The sequence below is a fragment of the Pseudomonas sp. GM74 genome, from assembly GCF_000282455.1.
Classification (GTDB): domain Bacteria; phylum Pseudomonadota; class Gammaproteobacteria; order Pseudomonadales; family Pseudomonadaceae; genus Aquipseudomonas.
This window is the reverse complement of record NZ_AKJG01000036.1, coordinates 1-1,142: the sequence shown is the minus strand read 5'-3', so window position 1 is coordinate 1,142 and position 1,142 is coordinate 1. Positions and strand designations below refer to the sequence as shown.

The window sequence follows — 1,142 nt, the reverse complement described above, 5'->3', positions numbered from 1 at the left end:
TGCGCAGCAGTCGTAAAACCTGTGTATGCGATCTACCTGATAGACCGGGTTGTCTGGATTAACGACTGCTTCGCAGCCGAACGCAGGCTGCGCCAGCTGCTACAAAAAAAATGCATTATGACAGCAACTGCTTAACTGACTGGCATCCTCCAGAGAACCTGCCCCCATGGATCGTTTACTCAGTGTCGAAGCCTTCGTGCGGGTTGCCGAAACCGGCAACTTCGCCAAGGCGGCCCAGCAACTGGGGGTGACCCGTTCGGTGATCACCCACCGTATCCAGCAACTGGAGCAATTCATCAACGCGCCGCTGTTCCATCGCAGCACGCGCCATGTGCGGCTTTCCGAAGTGGGCGAGACCTACTACAAGGAATGCGCCGACATGGTCGCCGGGTTCAACTCGCTGACCGAACACATGCGCGAACTGCGGGCCAAGCCCACCGGCAAGCTACGGGTGCAGATGCTGCCGGGTTTTGCCATTGGTCACTTCGGCCGCATGCTGGCCGAGTTCACGCGCTTGTACCCGGACATTGAAGTGGATGTGATCGTCAACGACCGGGTGGTGGACCCCATCGAAGAAGGATTCGACGTGGCGTTCCAGATGTTCCCGCCCATGGCCGAAACCCTGATCGAACGCAAGCTGTTCAGCGTGCGCCGATTGTTCTGCATGTCGCCCGATTACGCCGGCGAGTTCGGTGTGCCCACCCATCCCCAGGAATTGTTGCAACACAAGATCGCCCTGTACGAAGGCTATCCGTCGCGCAACCGCTGGATCTTCACCCGCGAAGACGAGCAAGTGGAGCTGAGCCTGCCGGGCCAGGTGCGTTCAAATTCGGTGCATTTGCTGCGCGATTACGCGCAGACCGGTGTGTGCATTGTCTGCCTGCCGACCCTGGTGGCCAGCGATGACTTGCTCAGCGGCCGGTTGATTCCGGTGTTGCCGGATTACGCACTGTCCTCGTTCAACTTCTCGGCGGTGTATCCCGCCACCCAGCGCCGGGCCTTGAAAGTGCGTACGTTGATCGACTTTCTGGTGGACAACTTCGGCGATGAGCCATGCTGGGACAAGCCCCTGCTGGAGCGTGGCTGGGTGCGCTGAAAAGCAGGGCCTTGGCTTAATACACGATACCTGTGGGAGCGAGCTT

Annotated in this window: 1 protein-coding gene; it reads left to right on the top strand. The window is 59.3% G+C overall.

Going from position 1 to position 1,142, the window contains the following annotated elements:
* Positions 1 to 166: 166 nt before the first annotated feature.
* Positions 167 to 1,096: a LysR family transcriptional regulator gene (locus PMI34_RS22415; protein WP_008047225.1), complete on the top strand. Its 930-nt coding sequence runs from the start codon at positions 167 to 169 to the stop codon at positions 1,094 to 1,096.
* The last annotated feature ends 46 nt before the right edge of the window (positions 1,097 to 1,142 follow it).